Raw genomic sequence first — 587 nt, forward strand, 5'->3', positions numbered from 1 at the left:
AAGCCGTGAGGAGACACACGAAGCTCGACAGTGAAAACGGCTTTCGGAACGCGATCAAAGAGTGCATACAAAACGACATCCTGCGGGAGTATCTGCAGCGAAAAAGCCGGGAGGTGATGAACATGTTGATAGCCGAATATGATTATGATGTCGACATAGCCGTGCAGCGGGAGGAAGCATTACAAGAAGGCGAAGCGAAAGGCCTTTCCGAAGGCTCGTATCTAGCGAAGCTTGAAACGGCAAAGCTCATGCGAACGCACAACTATCCGATTGCCGAAATCTGTACGATGACCGGCCTTTCTGCTGAAGAAGTTGAAAATCTTTCAGAATGAGTAGGAATGAATATGTTAATTGCCGAATACGATTATGATGTCGACATAGCCGTGCAGCGGGAGGAAGAAAGAGAAATCGCACTTCAGGAAGGCTCATATCAAAAAGCACTTGAAACGGCGAAGCTCATGCGAACGCACAACTATCCGATTGCCGAAATCTGCACGATGACCGGCCTCACCGAAGCGGAAATCGAACAGTTGTAAACAGAGCTGTCTCGCACGGCAGCAATTCGTCATATCTCCGATCCGGTGTAA

The 587-nt window shown here is 48.7% G+C and carries 1 protein-coding gene and 1 pseudogene; both read left to right on the top strand.

The window, feature by feature from the left end; all coding sequences use genetic code 11:
* Positions 1 to 332, top strand: a pseudogene (locus tag HMPREF0860_RS13915) (hypothetical protein); the annotation flags it as partial.
* A gap of 6 nt (positions 333 to 338) precedes the next feature.
* A complete protein-coding gene (locus HMPREF0860_RS04625; RefSeq protein ID WP_231364333.1) occupies positions 339 to 536 on the top strand; it encodes a hypothetical protein in 198 nt (65 codons plus the stop codon).
* The last annotated feature ends 51 nt before the right edge of the window (positions 537 to 587 follow it).

The sequence above is a fragment of the Treponema socranskii subsp. socranskii VPI DR56BR1116 = ATCC 35536 genome (assembly GCF_000468115.1).
Lineage (GTDB): Bacteria > Spirochaetota > Spirochaetia > Treponematales > Treponemataceae > Treponema_D > Treponema_D socranskii.

Bases quoted from the DNA above. Each gene is read 5' to 3' on its own strand.
- HMPREF0860_RS04625 (WP_231364333.1), top strand. From the start codon at position 339: ATGAATATGTTAATTGCCGAATACGATTATGATGTCGACATAGCCGTG.